The following is a 19,637-nucleotide window of genomic DNA, read 5'->3' as shown; positions in this document are numbered from 1 at the left end:
TATGTCGTATCACACTCCGTGGGGCGGGGCACTGTCATCTGTCCGCGTTGGTGGGTGTTCAAGGTTTAGCCTAGCCACTATCTCTTTTCTGGTTCAATTTTTTCTTCCTGTAACACTTATTTTCTGTGGTTATTTAGTAGGTGTTGCTCGTTCGGAATTGTTCGGCAGAACGTTTTGCGATTTCCCAGCGTACGGCTCGTAGTGCAGTAGATGCCATAACCTGTACCCCGTACCCGATAGCTCTTTCGTCGGGGTTGTAGTCTCCTCGATGAAGGTCATAGGTGATACCGCCGGGGGTTCTTGTTCCTAGTCGTATCATGGTTCCGGGAACTTCTTGAAGCATCCATGCGAAGTCTTCTCCGCCCATAGATTGTTCGACGAGAACGACGGAGTCTTCGCCAAGTTCTGCTCGTGCCGCGTTTTCGACCATGGTTGTTTCGTCTTCGGTGTTTACAACTGGTGGCACTCCCTTGATATGTTCTAGTTCGACGGTGACGCCGTAGGGTGCTGCAACTTGTTCGACGACCTCATCGAGGATTTCTCCGGCTTGGTACCATGCTTGGGCATCGAGGCAACGCATCGTTCCTGCAAGGTAGCCTTCAGAGGGGATGGCGTTGGGTGCAACACCTGCTTGAATTTGCCCCCATGCGAGGAGTACACCTGAGCGCACATCGATTCGTCGCGAGAGAACTGCTGGGACGTTGATAGCGATTTGGTTCATCGCGTAGATGAGATCTTCTGTGAGGTGTGGGCGTGAGGTGTGTCCACCGCGTCCCGTGAGTCGTATTTTGATGGTATCTGAGGCTGAAGTGATGGGGCCGATTCGGGTTCCGATTTTTCCGACATCCACTTTTGGTTCGCAGTGTAAAGCGAAGGCGCGTGGGACTCCTTCTAAAGCGTTTTGAGCGATAACTTCTACGGCTCCGCCGGGGAGTTGTTCTTCAGCTGGTTGGAAGATGATGCGAATAGTCCGAGAGAGCGGGCTTTGTTGATGTATTTCCCAGAGTGTTAGTGCGACTCCGAGCATGACGGTTTGGTGAATGTCGTGACCGCAGGCGTGCATGATGCCGGGGCGGGTGGAGCTGTAGTCTAAGCCGGTGTATTCGTTGATGGGTAGGGCGTCAATATCTGCCCGTAGCGCGGCGGCGATGGCACCTTCTCCAATGTCTACGTAGCATCCGGTGTTTTTGTAGCGCTGGGGGCTCATGCCGGCGGCTTGTAATCGGGTGATGATTCGTTCTGTGGTGTGGTGTTCTTTAAAGGAGAGTTCTGGGTTTTTGTGGACAATTTTACGGAATTCTTGCAATTCGCCAACGAGATGCTCAATACGAGCGCCAATAACAGCACCTTCTTCGTCAAGAAGTGCCAATGCGGGTTTCTGTGCCATTTTTCTAATGTATCGCGCTTTAGGCGCCTCTCAAACATTTTTCTCAGATTCTTTGTTCCCAAGAGATAATTTTCAATTAACAATAGGAGTTGCCAAAATCAATCTATTCAATATGTGATTAGAGAAACATTTTTAATCTATTTTTTATATATTTTTTGATAAAAAAATATAAATACTCAGCATGTTACAAGCACATTAAAAGATTTTTCACTACTCACACTAAGGTTTTCCAAGGAGATGTAACATCACTTTTGAAACAGTAAGCTCAAACTTGAAACGTTGTCCCCTAAAAAAGGGATAGGTTTTTATTAAAAAATTACCCAACCTGTACTTAATAAGAGGAAAAATACTGAAAATTCAGCGTTCTCTAACTAACCTTGAGATTGTTATCGCTGTCCACCAATATAGGGCACTCAGTTAAGGGACAGTGTGCAAACTAGTTATTCAAGCTAGCAACAGCTCAGATGTAGCGACAGTGATTAACAAAACAACTGCATACTTTTTATCTTTCCGTACCTAATCATTGAAGCACCATAAGGAATACACCCAATGACTCAAAACATCTCACGGCGCACACTTGCAAAAGGGGCAGCGATAGCCACCCCTCTTGCTATAGCTTCCAGTGCACCAGCATGGGCAGCACCTAGCGTGCGTAGCTCCACCGGCGTACCAGAATACGCAGCAAGTTCGAACATTTTGACGTTATGCCAACTTGATGGCTCTTGTGGCCCGTTCTACATCGACCAGCGCGGCGTAGGTTCACATTCATTTTTACGTCAAGGCAATTTCCACTTCCTCCTCCCTGTACGCTCAACAATCCCAGAGATGAACTGGGTAGTCGAAATTATTCCCGTGGAGAATGACAAAGGAAAGATCATCAAGGATAAGCGTGATCTTAAAATTGAGGACTTAGCCTCAGACGACGGTGGATCAGCTATACCTACAGATTTCCCTCGAACCAACGTCTCCGATGTTCAGTACGACCCAAGCACGGGTGTTGAAAAGATTACTTTTACCACCCCTGAGTTTGCTGATAAGCACAGTGCTAAAAAGGGCACGATTAGCGTTGGCTTCAAAGTATTCACTGGAGCCAAAGGTTTCTTCCCCAATGATCTTCGCGCCGACCGAGTTCGTATTCGCGGTTATCAAGACGGCAACCTTGTCGTTGACTACGACACCATCGATAGGGCTTCCCCCGATAAGCGCCGAGGCGCTTCTGGCTGGGATCCAAATCAGGACGGTCGAGTCTAAAGCCATCACAGCTCACTCGCTCGAGAAGCTGTGCGGGCTTACAGAAGAAACACCCTTCCGTAAGCCCGCACCACAAAAAGATATTAAAATCACAAAGTAGCACGTCGCCTATGGTTCTAAACCAACACAGGAGGCAGAGATTCCGCAAGCACAATTATTATTCATTATTAAATATTAATTTTTCTGCATCTTGACATGCTCATATGCAGAACAAAAACTGAAACATCTCTTAAAAATCCACTCTTCTGATTTTTTTGATGTGGGTCTTTATGAGAACGCCAACCTTCTCAAAACTCGCTTTGTTCCCCTCCTAGGATGAGAATTCCACAGAATCCCACTTTATTTCTAAGGATTCGCTGATACTATTAACGGGAAACTAGTTCTGTCCCCTAAATAGAGCATGGACACTCTGCCCGATGCAGATCTCGAAGAGTATGCACCTTAGTGCATTCGTATTCTCTAGGTAGTGGGGCGTAGCTGGTGACGTATCCCGATTATCTTCACTTAGCATCTTTTTGAGAAGGAAATATACTTATGACTCAAATTTCACGCCGTACCCTGGCTAAGGGTGCAGCATGGGCAGCTCCTGTTGTAGCTGCTTCTGCTGTTGTTCCTGCATACGCATCTTCTACAGATAAACCTTACGGTGGTATCTGTGATCTTTTCTTTGGTACCGGTAACGTTAACGCACAGCGAACCACTATTGGCCTCTCTGTTATCACCCCAAGCGGTGAAATGAAAAAAGGCGAGAGCGTTAGCTGGGTATTCGACGCAGAAAGCGCACGTGTTCCCGGTCTTAACTACTCTAAGAGCGGTCGTTGGTCGCTATCCGTAACTCCTCCAGAGCGTTCACGCACTGCTGATGGTAAGTTCACTGTTACTCTTACCGCAAACACCGATATATCTACTAGCGAAGTTAACTGTGTCGCAAAGCTCCTTTGGGATAACGGTTCTTCCTCAAACTCATCTAACATTGACCCAGGTAGCCATATTGGTGTTGTTTCCTCCAACGGAATTGATACCTACAACGTCGGCGTTACCATTCCTCTCCGTGATGGAAAAGTTAACAACAGCAAGTATAAGCCCGTCATCATCGATGGTAATTGCTACCCAACCGTTAAGTTCTCCTACACTGGTAATGCAACCAGAAGAGGTTATGACACTGAAGTTATCTTCAACGGTAAGACCCTACAACCTAATAGCGACGACGGTAATAACCAGCCAGTTCTTCGTGGCACTTGTGAAGGTTCTGAAGGGTTCACAGGGACTCCTCGTTCCGGTGACATCTCTACCGGCGGCTAAAGCTTCCTAAAAGTTCTCTTCACATAGAAGAAAACTAAAGGCAAAGCAAAGCCCCTTGGCGTATGGATTCATACGTCAAGGGGCTTTGTGCTGTCGCAAGGACAAGTCCCCCCCCATCACAGCGAGTATAAAAATGTGGTGCCAGTTTCTATAGAAACTGGCACCACATCATAGAAGGGAAAGAGTACCCCCCCGATATAGGTACGTAAGCTACGTCTGTTCTAAAGCGAACGAGCTAGAATAGCCTGCTTCACCTCGGCAATAGCCTTCGTAATCTGAATACCGCGAGGACACGCATCAGTACAGTTAAACGTCGTACGACAACGCCACACGCCTTCTTTATCGTTGAGAATCTCAAGACGCATATCACCAGCATCATCACGAGAATCAAAAATAAAACGGTGAGCATTCACAATAGCCGACGGGCCAAAGTACTGGCCATCCGTCCAAAACACAGGGCAGGACGTCGTACACGCTGCACACAAAATGCACTTTGTTGTGTCGTCAAAACGTTCACGATCTTCAACAGACTGATAGCGTTCACGCTCTGGCTCATGCCCCTCATTCATCAAGAATGGCATAATCTCACGATACGACTGGAAGAACGGTTCCATGTCTACGATAAGGTCCTTTTCACAAGGTAAACCTTTAATGGCCTCAATCGTAATCGGCTGAGAAATATCTAAATCCTTCAGCAAGGTTTTACACGCCAAACGATTTCTACCATTAATACGCATAGCATCAGAACCACAAATACCGTGAGCGCATGAACGGCGGAACGATAACGAACCATCAATCTCCCACTTAATCTTGTGCAAGATATCAAGCACCCTATCGGTACCGTACATCGTCACCTTGAATTCGTCCCAATGCGCTTGATCCGAAACTTCAGGGTTATAACGACGAATTCTAACCGTCACATCATAGGTTTTAATACCTTGGGAGCCACCTTGCTCCGAGGCGATAGCAACCTTAGATTCTGGTTCACGTGCTTCAAAATCAGACATTTTAGTACTTACGTTCCTTCGGCTCATAACGGGTAAAGACAACAGGCTTCGTACCAAAACGAAGACCGCTAATACCCTCAAACTCTGAGTTTTCGTCTCGATATACCATCGAATGTTTCATAAAGTTCACGTCATCACGATCCGGATAATCTTCACGGAAGTGACCGCCACGAGACTCTTGACGATGGAAAGCAGCAACAGACATCACCTTAGCGAGCTCAAGTAAGAAGCCCAGCTCGACGGCCTCCAACAAATCAAGGTTGAAGCGCTTACCTTTATCTTGAATAGAAATACGCTGATAACGTTCTTCTAACTCTGCAATCTTTGAAAGAGCATTACGAATCGTATCGGCCGTGCGGAACACCTGCATATCGGCGTCCATCACATCTTGCAGTTCTTTACGGATAACACCAACTTTTTCGGTACCGTTGCCATCGCGTAGAGACGTCAAAAGCTCTAAAGTGCGGTTTGCGGCGTCCTCAGGGATAGGTAAGAACTCTGCAGAAGCAGCGTACTCTGCCGCTTTAATACCAGCACGCTTACCAAAAACGTTAATATCAAGCAGAGAGTTCGTGCCCAAACGGTTAGAACCATGCACAGATACGCACGCAACCTCGCCAGCGGCGTAAAGACCGGGGATAGTGTTCTCCGAATCTGCAAACACTTCTGTTTCGATGTTGGTGGGAATACCACCCATTGCATAGTGTGCGGTAGGGAACACCGGAACAGGTTCGGTGTACGGTTCAACACCTAGATAGGTGCGAGCGAACTCCGTGATGTCAGGAAGTTTCGCATCAATGTGGGCTGGTTCGAGGTGGGTCAAGTCCAGAAGAACATAATCCTTGTTCGGTCCACAACCGCGACCTTCACGCACTTCGTTTGCCATAGAACGCGCCACAATATCACGTGGAGCAAGGTCTTTAATGGTGGGAGCATAACGTTCCATGAAACGCTCACCGTCAGAGTTACGTAGAATACCGCCCTCACCGCGAGCAGCTTCCGATACGAGAATGCCTAGACCGGCAAGACCCGTTGGGTGGAACTGCACAAACTCCATATCTTCTAGCGGAATACCGTTACGTAGAGCAATCGCCATACCGTCACCGGTGAGGGTATGTGCGTTAGACGTAGTTTTAAAGATTTTTCCACAACCGCCAGAGGCAAAGATAATGGATTTTGCTTGGAATACGTGCACATCACCAGAAGCAAGGTCGTAGCTGACTACTCCGGCGGGGCGACGCTGTCCGTTCTCGTCTTCAACCATGATGAGGTCGAGAACGTAGTATTCGTTATAGAACTCCACATTATGCTTTACACAGTTCTGGTAGAGCGTTTGAAGAATCATGTGTCCGGTACGGTCTGCAGCGTAGCATGCACGACGTACAGGTGCTTTACCATGGTCGCGAGTGTGTCCGCCGAAACGACGTTGGTCAATGCGTCCAGCGGGGGTACGGTTGAAGGGCAAACCCATTTTCTCTAGATCAAGAACAGCGTCAATTGCTTCTTTAGCCATGACTTCGGCGGCGTCTTGATCGACGAGGTAGTCGCCACCTTTGATGGTGTCAAAGGTGTGCCATTCCCAGTTGTCTTCTTCGACGTTGGCGAGGGCCGCGCACATGCCACCTTGAGCGGCTCCTGTATGGGAACGGGTTGGGTACAATTTGGTCAAAACGGCGGTTCGAGCGCGAGTGCCGGCTTCAATGGCGGCACGCATGCCAGCTCCACCAGCACCGATAATAACGACATCGTACTTATGTACCTGCATGTGAAAATGCTCTTTTCTAAAATCTAGTAGTAGGTTCAGCTATTTATGGGGCGGTACAGAAAGAAGGTAATAGTTCTGGTGCCGCACCAGTTGGGCATGGGTCAAACGTGAAGATTACGAGAGTTCCAATCAGAAGAACAAAAGCGCCAGAACAGAACAACGCTAGTTTTAGGGTCAGGCGGGTGCTGTCTTTTTCTGCGTAGTCCATGATGATGGTTCTAATACCGTTCATGCCGTGCAACATTGCAAGCCATAACAGTAGTAAATCCCAGACCTGCCAGAAAGGTTGAGCTAATTTACCGCCAACAAAACCAAAGTCAATACGGTGAACGCCTTCACCCATCATGAGGTTGACGAAGAGGTGTCCAAAGATAAGGACAACGAGAATAACACCTGAGATGCGCATGAAAAGCCATGCGAACATTTCGAAGTTATTGCGTTTTGAGCTAGAGCGGTTGTATTTGACTCCGTTAACGGTGTTGTCTTTGCTTCTCGGAGCAGAAATTTTGATTTTCTGTGGTGAAACAGCCATGATGCGTTAGCCTCCGAAAGTGTTAATCATGTGGCGGATGAGGAAAGGAACCATAACAACGGCCCAGAGAAGGAGGACTCCCCAAAGCATTTTTTTATGGTTTTTTGCGCCATCTTTCCAAAAGTCAATCAGGATAATGCGAATACCGTTAAAGGCGTGGTATACGATAGCTCCCACAAGTCCTGCTTCGCTTAGCCCCATGATGGGATTTTTATAAAGCTCCATCACGGAGTTATAGGCTTCGGGGGAAACTCGAATAAGAGCGGTATCTAAGACGTGGATAAGAAGAAAAAAGAAAATAGCGATACCGGTGATGCGGTGAGCTACCCAAGACCACATGCCTTCACGGCCGCGGTACAAGGTTCCTCGTGAATTATTCGGCACTGAATAACCTCCTGCAAGCTGTTCGTGGCTGACCCTGTTTTGGCTCATCAAACAAGCGATGTCTGCCGTCGAATAGCTAATTAATGTGTGTTCATCTAGTCACACACAGTACCAGTTCACTTACGGTTTTATTGACAGTTAGTTGATAAAAAACCGGCTTATTTTAGCGTAATTAGCACAAATTTTTATGCCGATATTCAACTTTTCCGCGAGAACAAGGGAAATCCTCATCACATTGGACGTAAAAAGTGACCAGCAATAGTTAGACATCTCAAAAAATTTTCAGAATTATGACGTAAAAATTCGCTATTCTTAGAGGTGATGAGAACACCATTAGATAAGTTTTACCCGCTCATTCCGGCCGGTGGGGTAGGGTCCCGCCTATGGCCATTATCGCGGGCACACGCACCTAAGTTTTTACTAGACCTTACCGGTAACGGATCTTCACTACTACGCCAAACCTACGACAGGCTCAGCGGACTCACCCAAAGCTCAGTGATGATTGTAACCGGAGAATCGCACGCTCAAGCAGTACGCGAACAAGTTCGTGAACTCAACGACACCGACTTCGTCCTTGAGCCCTCCCCCAAAGACTCGGCAGCAGCTATCGGATTAGCTTGCGCTATCCTCTACAAAAGAGATCGAGAAGCTATTATTGGCTCTTTCGCTGCTGACCACGTCATCACACCGGTTGAGGAATTCCAAAAAGTAGTCAAAGAAGCGGTAGAAACTGCAGCTACCGGAAAAATCGTGACCATCGGTATCACCCCTACCGAACCATCCACAGCTTTTGGATACATCAAAGCAAAGTCTTCGCTCGGTATCGACAATGCCCCCTCAGCTCTAGCCGTAGAGTCGTTTGTCGAAAAACCTGACGCAGCAACAGCGGCAGACTATGTGAACTCCGGAGAATACACCTGGAATGCAGGAATGTTTGTAGCACCAGCAGAACTGATGCTCAAACACCTCAAAGAAAACGAACCAGAACTATACGCCGGAATTAACGCCATCGCAGAAGATTGGGACACCCCACAACAGCACCAAACTCTTCAAAAACTATGGGATACTCTCCCCAAAACGGCCATCGACTACGCTGTTGCAGAACCAGCAGCAGTCGCAGGAGATGTCGCCATGGTGCCAGGCTCCTTTACGTGGGACGACGTAGGAGACTTCGACGCAGTCACCCGCCTGAACCAAGAGAAAACAGGTGAAAAGCTCACCGTATTAGGCGAAAAGAGCAATGTCCTCAACCAAGATTCTTCAGGGCTTATTGTCACCCATGCAGAACGCAAAATTGCTGTTATCGGTATTGAAAACCTCGTAGTGGTTGACACTCCCGATGCCTTGCTCATTACTACACGAGATAAAGCTCAAGCAGTGAAAAACACTGTTGCAGACATTAAGGAGCTCAACCTCAACGAGCTCCTCTAAAAAAGAAACTCAACAGAGTAAAGCCTGTCTTATCGCAACAACGATAAGACAGGCTTTACTGTATCCGCCAGACCTACCAGCTAGAACCTAATCATGACTCGTACCTAGCGGAATCGTCCTAAGACAACGCCAAGTCCCTTGAACATGCTCACAGATTTGAAGATGATCTACGACAAAACGTTCAGCGGCAGAAGGTAACGACGCAAAATATTGCAAAGAATCCATTAGAGCTCTCTGCCCCAAACGATTCGATACGCTCAGATGCGGAACGTAGGTAAAAGGAGAGCTAGACTCCCCTACCGCATCAATGCACCGCTGACGTAAAGCCATCAAGTCTGCCGCGCCCTCTAGCACGGGCAGATAACTCACCTCAGATAACGGCATGAAGCTCTCAATAGCCCCCATAGACACGCTAAAAGAGTATTGCCCATATAGGGCCTTCACCAAGGATGAGAGCACCATATCTTTCGTCGAAGGAGTAGGCTCATATAAAAAAATTGTTAGATGACTCGTCTGCACAGATTCAGCCACACCATGAGCACCCTGCCAGCACCGGACAAGACGAGATAACTCGCCTTGTACCGGCGCAATAACGCTCAAATGCCGGTCAAGCTCTAAAGCTCGCACAGCAGAAGACGATAAAGACATCAAAGGGCTCTTCAGCTAAAGCGTCGTCGCACCTATGAAGCCCACACGCTCGTAGACATTCTGCAACGTCACAGACGCAATTTCGCGAGCGCGTTGCGCACCAACCGCCAAGAGTTTATCGAGTTCGGCTGGGTCGTCAAGCAGTTCCAGAGAACGTTCACGGATAGGCGCTAGGGTTTGTACGAGAATTTCAGCGAGGTCGACTTTGAGGTGCCCGTACATTTTGCCGTCGTATTCTTCGACGATGTTTTCGATAGGGCGTCCGGTGATTGCTGAATAGATGGCAAGGAGGTTTGATACGCCCGGTTTGTCGGTTCGGTCGAAGGCGATGGTTGATCCGTCGTCAGTTACCGCAGACTTAATTTTTTTGGCGGTTTTCTTGGGGTCGTCGAGCAACCAGATAATGCCTTTATCGTTTTGGGCAGATTTGCTCATCTTGGAGGTGGGATCTTGTAGGTCATAGATTTTTGCGCTTTCGCGGAACTCTAGCGGTTCTGGCAGGAGAAAGGTGGTGCCAAAGCGAGAGTTAAAGCGTTGTGCGATAGTGCGGGTAAGTTCTAGGTGCTGACGTTGGTCTTCGCCTACTGGGACACGGTCTGCTTGGTATAGCAAAATATCTGCTGCCATGAGCATGGGGTAGGTGAAGAGTCCGACGGTGGTGTTCTCGGAGCCTTGTTTGCTGGATTTGTCTTTGAATTGGGTCATGCGGGCGGCTTCACCGTAGCCGGTAATGCAGTTGAGTACCCATGCGAGTTGTGCATGTTCAGGTACGTGAGATTGCACGAAAAGAGGTGTTTTTTGTGGGTCAATTCCGGCAGCAATATATTGTGCGGCAATGGTTCGGGTACGTTCACGAAGAACGTTTGGGTCTTGACGTACGGTGATAGCGTGCATGTCGGGGATGAAGAAGAGACATTCATTGTCTTCTTGCATCTGCACCCAGTTTTCTACTGCGCCGAGGTAGTTTCCTAGGTGTAAGGAGTCGGATGATGGTTGGGCGCCGGAGAAAGCGCGGGGTTTTCCTTTGGACGCGTTGGGGATAAGTGCGCGGTCTATGGTGTTGGTGGTTTCTTCTGCCACGGTGTGTCCTTCAATGGGTTGGCGTGTTGTGACGGGGTCTTGACCATGAGGGTATCAAAGTCCTCGAAGGTGTTAAGATTTTTGACTCGTGTGCTACGCGAATTGGTAGTCGACGACAAGAGGTGCGTGGTCGCTAAAACGCTGGTCGTAGGATGCGGCACGGTCAACAACTGAGCTGATGGCGCGTTGTGCCATGGCGGGTGTTGCCATCTGGTAGTCGATACGCCATCCTGCGTTGTTGTCAAAAGCTTGTCCACGGTAGGACCACCAGGTGTATGGGCCGTCGACGTCTCCAGCAAGCGAACGTGCAACATCGACGTATCCGCTTTGTCCAAAGAACTTGTCGAAGTAGGCACGTTCTTCGGGGAGGAATCCTGCTCGTTTTTGGTTTGCTTTCCAGTTTTTGAGGTCTCGTTCTGTGTGGCAGACGTTGAGGTCTCCCACAACGACAACGTTTTCGCTGTGTTGAGCGAGTTCGGGAAGGCGGACGAGCATTCGTTCGAGGAAACGGTATTTGTCGTCTTGTTTGGGGGTGTCTACTTCTCCGGAGTGTACGTAGGCGGAGACAACGGTGAGTTGTTCTCCGTTGGGAAGAATGTAGTCTGCTTCAACCCATCGTCCAGAGTGTTCAAAGTATTCTTCGCCGATATGTGATCGGGTGTTGGTCGGTTCTGTAGCGGGAAGGATGGAGTTCTTGTGTGGGATCCGTGTTGTCGCGATGAGGACTCCGGCACGTCCTTTGTCGACAGCTTCTGAGTGGAGGATATGCCAGTTTTCTTCGTTGAGTAGTTCTCGTACGATTTTGTCGGGTGCGCGTACTTCTTGTAGGCAGAGGATGTCGATGTCTCGTTCGTTGAGCCAGCTTTCCATGTCTTTACGGTATGCGGCGCGGATGCCGTTCACGTTGACGCTGGCAATACGTAGGGTTTTAAGTGTTCTTGTCATGGGGTGGTTAGTCTCTTTCTGCGTTGTTCTGCCCTTGAGCTTCTTTAATCATGCTCATGCCGTTGGAGGCTGTGGTATTGATGGTGTCTAGTGCTCGTTCAATCATGGCAGGTGCATCTTGTGCATCTGAGTGGAGGTGTTCTGCGATGACTTTTGATTGTACGAGAACGATTTGGAAGCTGTGAGATAATTTGTCGTCGAGCATGGCGTCTTCTTCTGCTCGACGTGCTTGGAGGAAGAGTTCTTGATTTTTTTGGGTGGTGCGGGCTTGTTGTGTCACGATGATGGCGAGGTATCCGGCAACCCCTAGCCATGCCAGCAGGATACCTGCGACAATCCATCCGAGCACAGATTCTTCGTGCGAGGCTTGGTAGATGGCGAGAATGCAGAGGACGAGGAGGATACCTCCCCCAAGGCTTGCCCCGATGAGAGCTTTTGAGAGTGTTTGGGTACGTGCTGTTGTGTCTGAACCGGAAGATTGCATACTTATCATTATGCCAGTGCTTGAAGGTCCAAGCACGATAGTGGGGAGCTTGGCTTTCCTCATAGTTTTAACCGGTGGTGAAAATTCTGTGAGATGAAGACTTGTAGTATATGCCGTATCGTGTTTTGAGTTATTGCATCGTCAGGGGCGAAAAAACTCAAGAATTGTACTTTAAGCAGATAGTATGAAGCTATGACTAGCGAAGATTCAATGACGATGGACGCGACAGCACAGACTTCTGCATCTTTCGAGTTGCCTTCGAGCAATTCGCCAAAATATCTTCGTTTAGCGCATTATTTGTGTACAACATATATTGATCAGGGTGCACCCCATACTCTTTTGCCGACAGAGAGAGAACTTCAGGAGCGTTTTAATATTAGTCGTGATACGGTTCGGCGTGCTATTGCAACGTTGCAACGTCGAGGCTTGGTATATAACGTTCAGGGTTCTGGTACGTATGTTGCAGACCGCTATTTGCATGCGAAGGAACCACGGCTGATTTCGTATACCGAAGATATGGATGTTCGTGGGCAGAAGCCTGATACCTCGACGTTGAGGTGTCACCCGATGGGGGCGGATGCTCAGACAGCAAAGAATCTTGAGATTCCGGTAGGAACAAGGGTGATTGAGATTGTGAAGATTCGTCGGGCTGATACTGAACCGATGTGCTATGAAAAAGCTCATTTTCTTCAGGAGGTTTTTTCTCATGTAGAGCCGGAGACTCATGGTTCTTTGGACGAACAGCTTACGCGTAGTGGTTATCGGATTGAGAAGGCCACGCACCGTGTCAGTGCCACGCTTGTGACGGGAGAGGAAGCTCAAGCGCTTGACGTTCCATCTGGTTCTGCGGCGTTGAGGGTGGAGAAGATTGGTTATACTGATCGCGGTATTGCGGTAGAAAGTACCGTGTGTTTATATCGTGCTGATAGGTATGACTATGAGTTTAGGCTTTCGCGTACTGGTAGGTAGCTAACCACTTTAAGCTATTTAGCTTTGAACTATTTTAGTGTAAATAGTTTTAATGTTTATGGCGGTTTTTATGTTCTGTTGAATATCTAGAACATAAAAACCGCCATCTTTGATTTTGTATGAACTTGTTATAGATCTGTTGAGAGTTGTGACGCCATTCTTTCTGCAGTATCTACAACATTTACAAGTAGCATGGCTCGGGTCATGGGGCCAACACCACCGGGGTTAGGAGAGACCCAACCTGCTTTAGCTCCGGCTTCTGGGCTGACATCTCCGCTGAGACGGTATTTTTCGGTGTCTTCGTCGAAGATGCGGGAAACTCCTACGTCAAAGACTACGGCGCCGGGGCGCACCTGATGTTCTTTGATGATGTGAGAGACTCCAACAGCAGCAATGATAATATCTGCGCTATGGAGGATTTCATCGAGGTTTTGTGTTCCAGTATGGACGAGAGTTACGGTGGCGTTAATTTCACGGCGAGTCAGTAAAAGGCCTAATGGTCGGCCAACAGTAATACCTCTACCAAGTACGACAACGTGTTTACCAGCCCATTCGATACCGTGACGGCGACCTAACTCGACGATGCCGTGTGGAGTGCATGGCAGCGGGGAGTTAAGGGGTTCGTTGACGTTGAGGACGAGTTTTCCGAGGTTCGTGGGGTGCAACCCGTCGGCATCTTTTTCGGGGGAAATTTTTTCGAGGATACGATTGGTGTCTAAGTGCTCAGGCAGAGGTAGCTGAACGATGTATCCAGTACATTCTGGGTTGTTATTGAGCTCCTCTAGAACAGCTTCTAGTTCTTCTTGAGTAGTTTCAGCCGGGAGGTCACGCCGTAAGGAGGCAATGCCAACTTCTTGGCAGTCTTTATGTTTACCTCCGACGTAGGAGTGAGATGCGGGGTCGTCCCCGACAAGAACGGTTCCTAGCCCGGGGGTTATGCCTTGTTTTTTGAGGGCTTCTACTCGCTGTGCTAGTTCTTTTTTGATGGCTTGTGCGGTTGCTTTTCCGTCAAGTATTTGTGTCATTACCACTCCTGAATACCGTCGTAGAGGGGGAATTTTTCGCATAGTGCTGTTACTCGTTGTTGCAGGGCTTTAATATTTGCACCTGGTTTGAGGGTTTCAGCGATGATGTCGGATACTTCGACGAAGGCTTCTTCATCGAATCCGCGGGTTGCGAGGGCTGGTGTGCCGATGCGTAGCCCTGATGTGACCATGGGCGGGCGGGGGTCGTTGGGTACGGCGTTACGGTTGACGGTGATTCCTACGGTATGGAGGAGGTCTTCTGCTTCTTTGCCGTTAAGTTCTGCGTTGACGAGGCTGACGAGGACAAGATGAACGTCTGTTCCTCCGGAAATGAGGTGAATTCCGGCTTCTGCCATGTCGGGTTGGCTTAGGCGTTCAGCGAGGATTTTGGCACCGGCGAGTGTGCGCTCTTGGCGGTCTTTGAATTCTTCGCTTGCAGCAATTTTGAAGGCTGTTGCTTTGGCGGCGATGACGTGCATGAGAGGTCCGCCTTGTTGCCCGGGGAATACTGCAGAATCAATTTTTTTCTTGAGTTCTTCGGTGCAGAGGATGAATCCGGAGCGAGGTCCACCAATGGTTTTGTGAACGGTTGAGGAGACGACATGTGCGTAGGGTACAGGGTTGGGGTGTACCCCTGCAGCGACGAGACCAGCAAAGTGCGCCATATCAACCCAGAGGTATGCTCCTACTTCATCAGCAATTTCTCGGAAGGTGGCGAAGTCTAGGTGACGAGTGTATGCGGACCATCCGGCGATAATAACTTGCGGTTTTTCGGCGTGGGCTAGTTCACGTACTTGCCCCATGTCTACGCGTCCGGTTTCTTCGTCGACACCGTAGGCGACGACGTCGTAGAGTTTTCCGGAAACGTTGAGTTTCATTCCATGGGTGAGGTGTCCTCCGTGTGCGAGGGAGAGTCCCATGATTTTGTCGCCGGGGTTGAGTAGTGCGTGCATCACGGCATTGTTTGCTTGAGCGCCGGCATGAGGTTGGACGTTGGCGTGTTCTGCCCCAAAGAGTTTTTTGGCTCGTTCGATAGCAAGGGTTTCGACGATGTCAACATATTCGCAGCCGCCGTAGTATCGGCGAGATGGGTATCCTTCAGCGTATTTGTTGGTCAGTACGGAGCCTTGAGCTTCGAGGACTGCGCGTGGGGCGAAGTTCTCTGAAGCGATCATTTCTAGGGTGTTTTGTTGGCGTAGCTGTTCTTGGGTGATAGCTTCGGCAACTTCTGGGTCTACTTGAGATAATGGGAGGTTGGTGACCTGTTCGGTGTGAGACATCATGCGTTCCTTCCAAGAGGCAAGCTCAGTACAGGGGCGGAGGTAGCTTTTCAAGGGCGGTTGCCCTGAGTGAATGTTGACTACTCATCTAGTGTATTAGTGTTACCCGCACTACGTACATGTGTTACTTCAGCTAAATTTTTGCGTATCGTAATATTTTTGATATTTCTGTCACAGCAGGTAGTCGCTCAGCTTGAACTTTGAGGTGTCTTCACCGTAACTGGTGCGTATATTTTTCGACAGTTTCTGTAGTTTTACCAAGTTTATTTTAATAATCACTCAAGTTTTGAGTTTTTCTTTTTTAACTCACCCCCGAACGTTGTCCACAATGTAAGAAGTTGCTACATGCCAAAAGATAGGCATTTGAACCTTTTAATTTTAGCAAAACCCACCTGACGACATTGTTTCGCCTAGTCACTAGAACACGATTAGTTTCTACAAAAACTTTTATTCACAAAAAGATATTTAAACAAGAAATAATTATATCAAAAATTGCACTACTTATGTCCATTTTTAAACAATTTCATAGTATAAAAACTAAACGCATTTTATATGCTAAAGTATTAGGCTTGTAAGGATACATACTTTATTTATGCGCTCACGCATCTTCACACCAGTAAATAAACTCACCTACGGAGACAGGGCGGAAGGGTACAAATGGGGAACGCTCAATCTCGACGCGAAGCGCGAGAAGCACAACGCAGAAAAAACATGCGCAAATGGGCCGCAGTCGGAGGCGCAACAGCCATCCTACTAAGCGGTGGAATGCTCGCATACTACCTCAAAGGTAACAACACAGAAGACAAAGTAGTTAACGCACAATCCGTACCTACCTCCTGCGCAACCACTCAACGCGTCACCGTTGAAACCACACCAGATATGGCGCAGGTACTCCACAAAATCCCAGTCAATCCAGAAGACTGCATCGTCTTGGCCGTTAGCCACGACACCTCCGTTGCTGACGTTGCAAGCCAAATTATTGCAGGAAAGTCTGCACCAAACCTCTGGTTGCCTGCATCATCGACACAAGCTCAGCTTGCCCTCGCAGGAAAAACCGAGCTAGTGACTAAAGCCGAATCCCTCGCAAAAACGCCTAGCGTCATTGTCACCAAGTCTTCAGACAAATACCCATCATGGAACGAAGCTCTCAGCGATGTAACCGCAGTACACATGGGAGACCCTAGCGTAGAACCTAGCTCATTCATGTCCATCGTCAACGCTACCGAAGAAACCGCCAACGGCAAAGCAAGCAAACAAGCGCTAGCAAACAACCTCGGTTCACGAGCGCAAACTATCGGAGTTGAAACAGCCGCAGAAAACGCTCAAGAGCTCCTCTCAGGTGTAGTAAATGACACCTACCGTTCGGCTATCGTTGGAGAAAACGACTATGCCTCATACCTCAACGAACACTCCGATTCCAAACTTACCGCGTATGTTCCGGCTACCGGCAGTGGCGAATTAGATTACCCGCTCTACCAGCCGGCATCTAGTGGAACAGAAACCAATAAAACCGTTTCACAAGCAGCTGATAAAATCACCAAGTTCATCTCCTCTGAAGACGGCAAAAAGGCTCTCGCAGAAGCAGGTCTACGCAACGCACAAGGTGATCCGCTCGAAAAAGATTCCATCGGAAAGTTCACCAACCTTACCGGTGCAAACCCAGACGTTGTAGCAGAAGCGTGGTCTACCTATTCCCTTCAAGCGGCACCATTGAACGCCCTCGTTGCGGTAGACGTCTCAGGCTCCATGGGTTACAAAATTGATGGTACCGACCAAACCCGTATGGATATTGCCGTCAATTCCATCCTTGCCGGATATAAACTCTTCCCCGCACGAGATTCTATGGGATTGTGGAGTTTCTCTAGCAATATGAGCAAGGATGACAGCGGAAAAACCGTTGATTATAAGAGTCTTGCACCTATTCGCCATATGAGCGATGAAGTCGATGGGCGCTCACAGCGTAACATCCTCCTTGAAGCTGGTTCTTCCCTCAAACCTATTCCAGATAACTACACTGGACTCAACGACACTATTCTTGCGGCATTCCAAAATGTCAAAAAAGAATACAAGGCAGGCGCAGCAAATACCGTCATCGTTATGACTGACGGTGAAAACCACGATGATAATTCCATCAGTACCGAAGATCTTATTAAGACCATCCAGTCTCAACAAGATCCAGAAGCTCCGGTCTATATCATCCTTATCGGTATTTCACCTGACGCAGATATGCAAGCACTTCAAGAAATTGCGTCTCAAACCGGTGGGCAGGCATTCCCTGCAAACTCTGCAGAAGACATCCAACGGATCTTTGCAGAAGCTTTCTCCTTCTCTAGCCAAGAGAAACAGGCACTAGCACAGGCTGGAGCCGAAGAAGCGCAAGCACACCACCAAGAGACAGCAACCGAAAACCAGTAAAAACTAGGTTTTCCAAACTCAGCTAAGAGGGGTGTGGTTCAGAAAATATTTTCTGAACCACACCCCTCTTAGCATCTCTCCCCTGTCAGAGAACAGATTCTCTGAAACTATTCTTCTTAATGGAAGAAATGACGGCTTCCAGTAAAGTACATTGTCACACCAGCAGATTCAGCGGCAGCAATGACTTCTTCATCACGAATAGAGCCACCAGGCTGAACAACCGCACGAACACCAGCATCGATGAGTACCTGTAGCCCATCAGCGAAGGGGAAAAAGGCGTCAGAGGCAGCAACTGAACCGCGAGCGCGTTCAGCATTATCGGCAAGAGTGTTAGCGCGTTCAACCGAAAGTTTACAAGAATCTACACGGTTTACCTGCCCCATGCCAATACCGACAGCAGCACCTTGATCAGCTAGAAGGATAGCATTTGATTTTGCAGAACGTAGGGCACGCCAAGCAAAGCTCAAATCTTTGAGGGTTTGTTCATCGGCAGGTTGACCGGCAACGAGAGTCCACGCGGTAGGCGCATCACCCTCAGCTTGTAGCTGGTCTGCATCTTGGAATAATGCGCCACCAGAAATTTGACGGTATTCGATGGTGCTTCGCGTGTAGTTCTGAGGCAGTTCGAGAATACGTAGGTTCTTCTTAGACCGTAAAATCTCTAGAGCATCTGCACTATAAGACGGTGCAACAATTACTTCGGTAAAAATGTTTTTGATGTTCTGCGCCATCTGTGCGGTTACTTCGCGGTTTGCTGCGATAACACCACCGTAGGCAGACAGTGGGTCACAGGCGTGAGCATTCATATGAGCTTGTGCAATAGGGTCTTCAGCTTGTGGTGGTGCAATTGCCACGCCACAAGGATTATTGTGCTTAATAATAGCTACTGCGGGTTCATCGAAATCATAGGCGGTGCGTAGAGCGGCGTCAGCATCAACGTAGTTGTTATAGCTCATTGCTTTACCGCCGAGTTGTTCAGCTTGAGCAATGCCGGGTGCGCTAGCGGAGTCTATGTAAAGAGCTCCTTGCTGGTGAGGGTTCTCTCCATAGCGTAAAGATTCTGAACGTTCAAAGGATAGTCCCGCAAAAGGTGGCCAGTATTGGGCGTTCTCAGATCCTTCTAGCTGGGCGGCTGTCCATGTTGCTACAGCGGTATCGTAAGTGGCGGTATGTGCAAAAGCAGCTGAGGCAAGACGGCGACGTTCAGCTAAAGTAAATCCACCGTTTTGTGCTGCGTTAATGACGTCATCATAGCGTTGGGGGTCGACGACAACAGCTACTGAATGATGGTTTTTTGCGGCTGCACGCACCATGGAAGGACCACCAATATCGATTTTTTCGATAATAGCATCGTGGTCAGCACCAGAAGCAACAGTTTGCGCAAAAGGGTAAAGGTTAACGATAACAACATCAAAAGGTTCGATGCTTAGGTCTTCTAGAGTTTGTCGGTGTTGTTCTTTCCGACGGTCAGCTAGAATACCTGCGTGAATCCTCGGGTGAAGAGTTTTGACGCGACCTTCAAGACATTCGGGAAACTCGGTGATATCAGATACTTCTGTTACTGGTACGCCTGCAGAAGCAATCGTCGCTGCGGTAGAACCTGTTGAAATGAGTGATACACCGGCTTGGTGTAGTCCGCGTGCAAGGTCTTCTAATCCAGTTTTGTCGTAGACAGAGATGAGCGCACGTTTGATGGGGACACGATCTAGCTGAGTAAGGCTCACAAATACTC

17 protein-coding genes are annotated in these 19,637 nt (G+C 48.4%); 5 read left to right on the top strand and 12 right to left on the bottom strand.

Annotated features, from left to right (window positions below; all coding sequences use genetic code 11):
* Window positions 1-133: 133 nt before the first annotated feature.
* A complete protein-coding gene (locus tag ACN083_RS06455; RefSeq protein WP_419102016.1) occupies window positions 134-1,387 on the bottom strand; it encodes an amidohydrolase in 1,254 nt (417 codons plus the stop codon).
* Between the two features lie 549 nt (window positions 1,388-1,936).
* Between ACN083_RS06455 and ACN083_RS06450 the strand changes: the two genes are divergently transcribed.
* Window positions 1,937-2,638 (top strand): hypothetical protein, encoded by a 702-nt coding sequence (locus ACN083_RS06450; protein WP_419102015.1) that lies wholly within the window; start codon window positions 1,937-1,939, stop codon window positions 2,636-2,638.
* 534 nt (window positions 2,639-3,172) lie between these two features.
* Window positions 3,173-3,940, top strand: coding sequence for a hypothetical protein (locus tag ACN083_RS06445; protein ID WP_419102014.1), 768 nt, complete (start codon window positions 3,173-3,175; stop codon window positions 3,938-3,940).
* A 221-nt stretch (window positions 3,941-4,161) separates the two neighbouring features.
* Here ACN083_RS06445 and ACN083_RS06440 read toward each other — a convergent pair whose 3' ends face one another.
* From ACN083_RS06440 to sdhC, 4 genes are read right to left on the bottom strand one after another with little or no spacing between them, the layout of a single operon-like run.
* Entirely contained in the window at window positions 4,162-4,947 is a 786-nt protein-coding gene (locus tag ACN083_RS06440; RefSeq protein WP_419102013.1) for a succinate dehydrogenase iron-sulfur subunit, read from the bottom strand.
* 1 nt (window position 4,948) lies between these two features.
* Window positions 4,949-6,712 (bottom strand): succinate dehydrogenase flavoprotein subunit, encoded by a 1,764-nt coding sequence (gene sdhA / locus ACN083_RS06435; protein WP_419102012.1) that lies wholly within the window; start codon window positions 6,710-6,712, stop codon window positions 4,949-4,951.
* Window positions 6,713-6,755: 43 nt separating this feature from the next.
* Window positions 6,756-7,244, bottom strand: a complete 489-nt coding sequence (locus ACN083_RS06430) for a succinate dehydrogenase hydrophobic membrane anchor subunit (RefSeq protein WP_419102011.1) — start codon at window positions 7,242-7,244, stop codon at window positions 6,756-6,758.
* Between the two features lie 6 nt (window positions 7,245-7,250).
* A complete protein-coding gene (sdhC, locus tag ACN083_RS06425) occupies window positions 7,251-7,676 on the bottom strand; it encodes a succinate dehydrogenase, cytochrome b556 subunit (protein ID WP_419102010.1) in 426 nt (141 codons plus the stop codon).
* Window positions 7,677-7,949: 273 nt separating this feature from the next.
* On the opposite strand from sdhC, the gene ACN083_RS06420 reads away from it, so the two are divergent.
* On the top strand, window positions 7,950-9,059 hold the full coding sequence (locus ACN083_RS06420) for a mannose-1-phosphate guanylyltransferase (protein WP_419102009.1): 1,110 nt from the start codon (window positions 7,950-7,952) through the stop codon (window positions 9,057-9,059).
* An 87-nt stretch (window positions 9,060-9,146) separates the two neighbouring features.
* Here ACN083_RS06420 and ACN083_RS06415 read toward each other — a convergent pair whose 3' ends face one another.
* The 4 genes from ACN083_RS06415 to ACN083_RS06400 form a co-directional block, all read right to left on the bottom strand.
* Window positions 9,147-9,707, bottom strand: a complete 561-nt coding sequence (locus tag ACN083_RS06415; protein WP_419102008.1) for a 2'-5' RNA ligase family protein — start codon at window positions 9,705-9,707, stop codon at window positions 9,147-9,149.
* 15 nt (window positions 9,708-9,722) lie between these two features.
* On the bottom strand, window positions 9,723-10,787 hold the full coding sequence (trpS, locus tag ACN083_RS06410; RefSeq protein ID WP_419102007.1) for a tryptophan--tRNA ligase: 1,065 nt from the start codon (window positions 10,785-10,787) through the stop codon (window positions 9,723-9,725).
* A gap of 93 nt (window positions 10,788-10,880) precedes the next feature.
* Window positions 10,881-11,732, bottom strand: coding sequence for an exodeoxyribonuclease III (locus ACN083_RS06405; protein WP_419102006.1), 852 nt, complete (start codon window positions 11,730-11,732; stop codon window positions 10,881-10,883).
* 7 nt (window positions 11,733-11,739) lie between these two features.
* Window positions 11,740-12,216, bottom strand: coding sequence for a hypothetical protein (locus ACN083_RS06400; RefSeq protein WP_419102005.1), 477 nt, complete (start codon window positions 12,214-12,216; stop codon window positions 11,740-11,742).
* Between the two features lie 192 nt (window positions 12,217-12,408).
* Here ACN083_RS06400 and ACN083_RS06395 point away from each other — a divergent pair, with 192 nt between their 5' ends.
* Window positions 12,409-13,185 (top strand): GntR family transcriptional regulator, encoded by a 777-nt coding sequence (locus ACN083_RS06395; protein WP_419102004.1) that lies wholly within the window; start codon window positions 12,409-12,411, stop codon window positions 13,183-13,185.
* Window positions 13,186-13,313: 128 nt separating this feature from the next.
* Here ACN083_RS06395 and ACN083_RS06390 read toward each other — a convergent pair whose 3' ends face one another.
* Both ACN083_RS06390 and glyA read right to left on the bottom strand, forming a co-directional pair.
* Window positions 13,314-14,210 (bottom strand): bifunctional methylenetetrahydrofolate dehydrogenase/methenyltetrahydrofolate cyclohydrolase, encoded by an 897-nt coding sequence (locus ACN083_RS06390; RefSeq protein WP_419102003.1) that lies wholly within the window; start codon window positions 14,208-14,210, stop codon window positions 13,314-13,316.
* Window positions 14,210-15,493: a serine hydroxymethyltransferase gene (gene glyA, locus ACN083_RS06385; RefSeq protein ID WP_419102002.1), complete on the bottom strand. Its 1,284-nt coding sequence runs from the start codon at window positions 15,491-15,493 to the stop codon at window positions 14,210-14,212. The genes ACN083_RS06390 and glyA overlap by 1 nt, the downstream gene beginning before the upstream one ends.
* A 654-nt stretch (window positions 15,494-16,147) precedes the next feature.
* Between glyA and ACN083_RS06380 the strand changes: the two genes are divergently transcribed.
* Window positions 16,148-17,905: a VWA domain-containing protein gene (locus ACN083_RS06380; protein ID WP_419102001.1), complete on the top strand. Its 1,758-nt coding sequence runs from the start codon at window positions 16,148-16,150 to the stop codon at window positions 17,903-17,905.
* A gap of 116 nt (window positions 17,906-18,021) precedes the next feature.
* On the opposite strand, the gene purH is transcribed toward ACN083_RS06380, so the two are convergent.
* Window positions 18,022-19,629 (bottom strand): bifunctional phosphoribosylaminoimidazolecarboxamide formyltransferase/IMP cyclohydrolase, encoded by a 1,608-nt coding sequence (gene purH / locus ACN083_RS06375; protein WP_419102000.1) that lies wholly within the window; start codon window positions 19,627-19,629, stop codon window positions 18,022-18,024.
* Between the last annotated feature and the right edge of the window lie 8 nt (window positions 19,630-19,637).

This window comes from Rothia sp. CCM 9418, from assembly GCF_048512825.1.
Lineage (GTDB): Bacteria > Actinomycetota > Actinomycetes > Actinomycetales > Micrococcaceae > Rothia.
The sequence above is the reverse complement of the archived record's forward strand: the minus strand, read 5'-3'. Positions and strand labels throughout refer to the sequence as shown.